Here is a 6,510-nt window from a genome sequence, read left to right as displayed (position 1 = left end):
CGGACGCTTCCCGCTCCACCTGCGCGACCACCTCGTCGGGCCGACCGCGGAGAGCCGGGCGGGGACCGGCTCTCGAATAGACTGGCCCCTGCCATCAGCGGCGCCCTCGGGGGCCGCACGCAACGAGATTTCCGAGGGAGCACCGTGTCCGGGCATTCCAAGTGGGCCACGACCAAGCACCAGAAGGCGATCAAGGACTCGCGCCGCGCGAAGTCCTTCGCCAAGCTGATCAAGAACATCGAGGTGGCCGCCAAGACCGGCGGCGCCGACCTCTCCGGCAACCCGACGCTCGTCGACGCCGTGCAGAAGGCGAAGAAGACCTCGGTGCCGAACGACAACATCGACCGCGCGATCAAGCGCGGCGCCGGTCTCACCGGCGAGGTCATCGACTACACGACGATCATGTACGAGGCGTACGGCCCCAACGGCATCGCCCTGCTCGTCGAGTGCCTCACCGACAACAAGAACCGCGCCGCGGCGGACGTCCGCACTGCGATGACCCGCAACGGCGGCACCATGGCCGACCCGGGCAGCGTCGCCTACAACTTCGCGCGCAAGGGCGTCATCTCCGTGCCCCACGGCGAGAGCGTCACCGAGGACGACGTGCTCGGCGCGGTCCTCGACTTCGGCGTCGACGACGTCCTCGACCACGGCGAGAGCTTCGAGGTCCGCGTCGAGCCGAGCGAGCTCGTCCCGGCCCGCTCCGCGCTGCAGGACGCGGGCATCGACTACGACTCCGCCGACATCGAGTTCGTCGCCTCCCTCCAGGTCGAGGCCGACGCCGAGACGGCCCGCAAGGTCTTCCGCCTGATCGATGCGCTCGAGGACTCGGACGACGTGCAGAACGTCTACACCAACCTCGACATCACGGCCGAGGTGCGTGCCGAGCTCGAGAACGAGGAGTGACGCGGTGAGCCCGGCCCGATCCCGGAGGGCGGCCTGATGCGCGTCCTCGGGATCGACCCCGGGCTCACCCGCTGCGGCGTCGGCATCGTCGACGTCTCGCGCGACCGCCGCGCGACCCTCGTGCACGTGACGGTGCTCCGCACGCCGCCGGACGACGCGCTGGAGCGCCGCCTGCTGGCCCTGGGCGACGGGCTCGAGGCGCTGCTCGACGAGCACCGCCCCGACGCCGTCGCGATCGAGCGGGTCTTCGCGCAGAACAACGTCAGCACCGTCATGGGCATCGCGCAGATCAGCGGCGTCGCCCTCGTCGCGGCGGCCCGGCGCGGGCTCCCGGTCGGGATCCACACGCCGAGCGAGGTGAAGGCCGCCGTCACCGGCTACGGAGCCGCGGACAAGCGTCAGGTCACGGCGATGATCCAGCGCGTCCTCCGGCTCGACGCCCCCCCGCGGCCGGCCGACGCGGCCGACGCCCTCGCCCTGGCCGTCTGCCACGCCTGGCGGACCCCGCTCGCGCCGACCTCCGGGTCGGCGGGAGCCGGTGCCGACGGGGCGGCGGGCGGCACAGCGGCACAGCGTGCGTGGCGCGCCGCCGAGGCCGCGAGTCGAACGCCTGTTCGAGCATCTAGACTGACTCGGTGATCTCCTCTCTCCGCGGCACCGTCCTCTCCGCCCGCGGGAGCCTCGCCGTCCTCGACGTCCACGGCGTCGGCTACGCGGTGAACGTGACCCCGCAGCACGCGCTCGAGATGCGCGTCGGCGACGAGACGACGGTCAGCACCGTGCTCGTCGTCCGCGAGGACTCGCTCACCCTCTACGGCTTCCCCGACGAGGAGCAGCTCGAGATCTTCGAGCTGCTGATCGGCGTGACCGGCGTCGGCCCCAAGTCCGCCCTCGGCGTGCTCGGTGCGGTCGAGCCGGACCGGATCGCGCAGGCGGTCGCCGACGAGGACGACGGGGTGTTCCGGAAGGTCAGCGGCATCGGCCCGAAGACGGCCAAGCTGATCATCCTCTCGCTCGCCGGCAAGGTGACCGTGCGGCCGCGCGCCGCCCGCGGCTCCGGTCCCGCCGCCACCGCCGCGCAGAACGTGCTCGCGGCGCTCGTCGGCCTCGGCTGGCCCGAGCGCACCGCGGCCGACGTGGTCGATGAGATCCTGCTCGACGCCCAGGCCTCCGACGCCGCGAACGTGCAGGCGCTGCTGCGGCTCGCTCTCGCCCGCCTCGGACCGGCGGCCCGCTCGTGAGCGACGAGGTGCTGGGCGCCGAGGTCGCCTCGGAGGCCGAGGTCGCCTTCGAGGGTGCCCTGCGCCCCAGGAATCTCAGTGAGTTCGTCGGCCAGCGCAAGGTGCGCGGCCAGCTCGAGCTGCTGCTCAAGGCCGCGGCCATGCAGGGCCGGACGCCCGACCACATCCTGCTGGCGGGCCCGCCCGGGCTCGGCAAGACGACCCTCGCGATGATCGTGGCGGAGGAGAGCTCCTCGCCCCTGCGGCTCTCCAGCGGCCCCGCGATCCAGCACGCGGGCGACCTCGCCGCCGTACTGTCCTCGCTGCTGCCCGGCGAGATCCTCTTCATCGACGAGATCCACCGCATGGCGCGCTCCGCGGAGGAGATGCTCTACCTCGCGATGGAGGACTTCCGGATCGACATCATGGTCGGCAAGGGGGCGGGAGCGACGTCCGTCCCGCTGGATCTCGCCCCGTTCACGCTCGTCGGCGCCACGACCCGCTCCGGCCTGCTGCCCAACCCGCTCCGCGACCGCTTCGGCTTCACAGCGCACCTCGAGTTCTACGCGGAGGACGAGCTGCGGCAGGTCCTCGCCCGGGCGGCACGGCTGCTCGAGCTCGACATCGACGCGGACGCGATCGCCGAGATCGCCGGCCGCTGCCGCGGCACCCCGCGCATCGCCAACCGCCTGCTCCGGCGGGTGCGGGACTTCGCCCTGGTCCACGGCGGCCGTGCCGACGTGACCGCCGTCCGCGCGGCGCTGGAGCTCTACGACGTGGACGCGCTCGGACTCGACCGCCTCGACCGCGCCGTGATGGAGATCGTGCTGACCCGTTTCGACGGCGGGCCGGTCGGTCTGAACACCCTCGCCGTGTCGGTGGGGGAGGAGGCCGAGACGGTCGAGGCCGTCGTCGAGCCGTTCCTCGTGCGGATCGGCCTGCTGACACGGACGCCGCGCGGCCGGGTGGCGACCCCGGCCGCCTACCGCCACTTCGGCATCGACCCCCGGGGGACGGCGGCTCAGCCGCCCCTGTTCCCCGATGATCTATGATTCTCTAGGCCCGACGGGCCGCTCGATCCGCTCCGCCTCGACCTGAGGCCGCGCGGCGGATCGCCCATCCACTCCGGAAGGCCCACCCATGGATCCGACGATCATCCTGCTCGTCCTGCTGCTCGCCGTGATGATCATCTTCATGTTCCGCAACAACAAGAAGCGCCAGCGCGACGCGGAGAGCATGAAGAACAACCTCCAGCCGGGGGTGGAGCTGATGACCGGCTCCGGCCTCTTCGGCACCGTCGTGTCGATCGACGACGAGGCGAACAAGATCGTCATCGAGTCGACCCCCGGCACGCTGCTGACCATCCACCGTCAGGCGATCGCCCGCCTCATCGACCCGAGCGAGAACGCCGTCGTCGTCGAGGCCGAGGACGAGGCCGACCCGCTGACCGCGACCGGCTCGCCCGAGTTCGGCGAGCGCGACTCCGCGCACCGCGACCCGCTGGTGGACCCGGTGGAGCGCGACCGCCGTCCCGACGCGCAGTAGTCTCCTGGGCGGGCCGAGCGCATCGACGCCCGCCCGCCCTTCTCCACACCCGGGCGACCCCGGGACGATCACCGTCGACCGAAGAGAAAGCTGAGCCCTGGGTGGCCGCATCAACCCCCGTCCGGAAGGCCCGCCGCTCCCTGAGCTGGCTCGGTGTCCTGATCCTCGCTCTCGTCGGACTCAACACGGCGGCCGTCCTCTGGGGCGGCGGCTCCTGGACGCCGAAGCTCGCTCTCGACCTCGAGGGCGGCACGCAGATCGTCCTGCAGCCGCAGCTCAACGACGGCGACACCGTCTCGTCGGAGCAGCTGACGCAGGCCGTCTCGATCATCCGCCAGCGCATCGACGCGTCCGGCGTCTCCGAGGCCGAGATCACGACCCAGGGCTCGAGCAACATCGTCGTCTCGATCCCGGGTACGCCGGACGACGAGACCCTCCAGCGCATCGAGGCGTCGGCGAAGCTCGACTTCCGCCCCGTCCTCGTCGCGAGCCAGGCCACCAACAGCTCGGTCGGGGGCGACGCGACGTCCTCGCCCACTCCGACGCCCGTGGATCCGTCCCTCTCGACGGAGCCGACCGCCTCGCCGACGAACGCGAGCGACCTCGCCTACCTCACTCCGGCTCTCGAGGCGCAGTACACCGCCTTCGACTGCGCCTTCCTCAACGGCCAGGACCCGAACCTCGCGCCGGCCGACCAGCCGCTCATCACCTGTGACGACAGCGGCACCGTCAAGTACGTCCTCGGCCCGGTGGAGATCACCGGCGAGGACATCTCGGACGCCTCGAACGGCCTGATGACGACCTCTTCCGGCGCCAGCACCGGCACCTGGGCCGTCAACCTCTCGTTCGACGACCAGGGCACGCAGGCCTTCGGCGACGTGACCTCGCGCCTCGTGGCGCTGCAGGGTGCGCAGAACCAGTTCGCGATCGTGCTCGACGGCCGGGTCATCTCGGCCCCGTCGACGAACGCCGCGATCACCGACGGCAACGCGCAGATCTCGGGCTCCTTCACCCAGGAGTCGTCGAAGTCGCTCGCCGACCAGCTCAAGTACGGCGCGCTGCCGATCGGCTTCCAGGTGCAGAGCTCCGACAGCATCTCGGCGACGCTCGGCTCCGCCCAGCTCGCCAGCGGCCTGCTCGCCGGCCTCATCGGCCTCATCCTCGTCATCGTCTACTCCATCGCGCAGTACCGCGTGCTCGGAGCCGTCACGATCGCCTCGCTGCTCGTCGCGGCGATCGTCACCTATCTCGTCGTCACGCTGCTGTCCTGGCGGGAGGGACTGCGCCTCTCGCTCGCGGGGGTCGCGGGTCTGATCGTCGCGATCGGCATCACGGCCGACTCGTTCATCGTGTACTTCGAGCGCATCCGCGACGAGCTGCGCGACGGGCGCGGCCTCGAGTCCGCCGTCGAGTCCGGCTGGCGGCGCGCCCTGCGCACGATCTTCGCGTCCGACATGGTGAACCTGCTCGCCGCGGTGGTGCTCTTCCTCCTCGCCGTCGGCAGCGTCCGCGGCTTCGCGCTCACCCTCGGGATCACGACGATCATCGACCTGATCGTGGTGGCGCTGTTCACCCACCCGATCCTGCAGCTGATGGCCACCAGACCGTTCTTCGCCGAGGGGCACAAGGCCTCGGGCCTGGATCCCCGGGCGCTCGGAGCGGTCTACCGCGGCCGTGCGGCCTTCCGTCCGCAGGACCAGGTGGTCGCCGGCAAGCGCGCCTCCGCGTCCCGCGAGGCGGCCAAGCGCCAGACCATCGCCGAGCGGAAGGCCGCCGAGGCGGCCGGCCTGCGCGACTCCAACGACTCGAACGGGAAGGACGCGTGATGACCAGCTTCTCGCAGTTCGGAAACGACCTCTACACCGGTGCGCGATCGATCGACTTCGTCGGCCGGCGCCGCACGTGGTACCTCGTCTCGCTCGCCCTGATCCTGATCACGCTGCTCGGGACCGTCGCCCGCGGCGGCTTCAACTTCGGCATCGAGTTCACCGGCGGCTCGCAGTTCACGGTGTCCTCACCGGCGAGCCTGGAGCAGGCGACGGCCACGGACGCCGTCACCACCGTCGCGCCGGAGACCGTTCCGCGCGTGTCGATCGTCGGCGACGACTCCATCCGCGTGCAGACCGGACAGCTCTCGACCGACGAGTCGACCGCCGTCAAGAACGCTCTGTCGGAGGCGTACGACGTCCCCGCCGACCAGGTCGCCTCCTCCTTCATCGGAGCGGCGTGGGGCAACGACGTGACCCAGCAGGCCCTGCGCGGCCTGGTGATCTTCGTCGTCCTCGCGGCCCTGGCCATGTGGGCGTACTTCCGGACGTGGAAGATGTCGCTCGCCGCGATCGTCGCGCTCCTTCACGACCTGGTCATCGTCGCGGGCGTCTACGGCATCACCGGCACCGAGGTCTCGCCGGCGGCGGTGATCGGACTGCTGACGATCCTCGGCTACTCGCTCTACGACACCGTCGTGGTCTTCGACAAGATCCGCGAGAACACGGCGGAGGCTCTCGGCAGCACGACCCGCACCTTCTCCGAGACGGTGAACCTGGCCGAGAACCAGACCCTGGTGCGCTCGATCAACACCTCGATCGTCGCCGCCCTCCCGGTGGCCGCGATCCTCGTGATCGGAGCGTTCGTCCTCGGCGCGGGCACCCTCCGCGACATCTCGCTCGCCCTGCTGATCGGCATCATCGTCGGCACCTACTCGACGATCTTCGTCGCGGCTCCGCTGTACGCGCAGCTGCGCAGCCGGGAGAGCGAGATCTCCAAGCACGACAAGCGCGTGGAGTCGGCCCGTGCGAAGGCGACCGCTCCGGCGGCGCCGGCCGTCCAGGGCTGAGCC

General features: G+C 71.1%; 7 protein-coding genes. All 7 read left to right on the top strand.

What is annotated here, in order from left to right; genetic code table 11:
- Positions 1 to 144 precede the first annotated feature (144 nt).
- On the top strand, positions 145 to 906 hold the full coding sequence (locus C5C24_RS14445) for a YebC/PmpR family DNA-binding transcriptional regulator (RefSeq protein ID WP_104277664.1): 762 nt from the start codon (positions 145 to 147) through the stop codon (positions 904 to 906).
- Between the two features lie 36 nt (positions 907 to 942).
- Positions 943 to 1,545 (top strand): crossover junction endodeoxyribonuclease RuvC, encoded by a 603-nt coding sequence (gene ruvC, locus C5C24_RS14440; RefSeq protein WP_104305295.1) that lies wholly within the window; start codon positions 943 to 945, stop codon positions 1,543 to 1,545.
- Entirely contained in the window at positions 1,542 to 2,147 is a 606-nt protein-coding gene (gene ruvA, locus C5C24_RS14435) for a Holliday junction branch migration protein RuvA (RefSeq protein ID WP_104225337.1), read from the top strand. The genes ruvC and ruvA overlap by 4 nt, the downstream gene beginning before the upstream one ends.
- Positions 2,144 to 3,178, top strand: a complete 1,035-nt coding sequence (gene ruvB, locus C5C24_RS14430; protein ID WP_104224769.1) for a Holliday junction branch migration DNA helicase RuvB — start codon at positions 2,144 to 2,146, stop codon at positions 3,176 to 3,178. The genes ruvA and ruvB overlap by 4 nt, the downstream gene beginning before the upstream one ends.
- Positions 3,179 to 3,266: 88 nt before the next feature.
- A complete protein-coding gene (gene yajC, locus C5C24_RS14425; RefSeq protein WP_104277667.1) occupies positions 3,267 to 3,671 on the top strand; it encodes a preprotein translocase subunit YajC in 405 nt (134 codons plus the stop codon).
- A gap of 101 nt (positions 3,672 to 3,772) precedes the next feature.
- The gene (gene secD, locus C5C24_RS14420) at positions 3,773 to 5,497 is read left to right on the top strand and encodes a protein translocase subunit SecD (RefSeq protein ID WP_104305294.1); all 1,725 of its coding nucleotides are present in this window, start codon (positions 3,773 to 3,775) and stop codon (positions 5,495 to 5,497) included.
- Positions 5,497 to 6,507, top strand: coding sequence for a protein translocase subunit SecF (gene secF / locus C5C24_RS14415; RefSeq protein WP_104305293.1), 1,011 nt, complete (start codon positions 5,497 to 5,499; stop codon positions 6,505 to 6,507). Before secD ends, secF begins: the two co-directional genes overlap by 1 nt.
- Positions 6,508 to 6,510 lie beyond the last annotated feature (3 nt).

Source organism: Rathayibacter sp. AY2B3 (assembly GCF_002931755.1).
Lineage (GTDB): Bacteria > Actinomycetota > Actinomycetes > Actinomycetales > Microbacteriaceae > Rathayibacter.
This window is presented reverse-complemented; position numbering and strand designations above follow the sequence as displayed.

Coding starts and splice junctions, on each gene's coding strand:
- yajC (WP_104277667.1), top strand. CDS start 3,267: ATGGATCCGACGATCATCCTGCTCGTCCTGCTGCTCGCCGTGATGATC.
- secF (WP_104305293.1), top strand. CDS start 5,497: ATGACCAGCTTCTCGCAGTTCGGAAACGACCTCTACACCGGTGCGCGA.
- ruvC (WP_104305295.1), top strand. CDS start 943: ATGCGCGTCCTCGGGATCGACCCCGGGCTCACCCGCTGCGGCGTCGGC.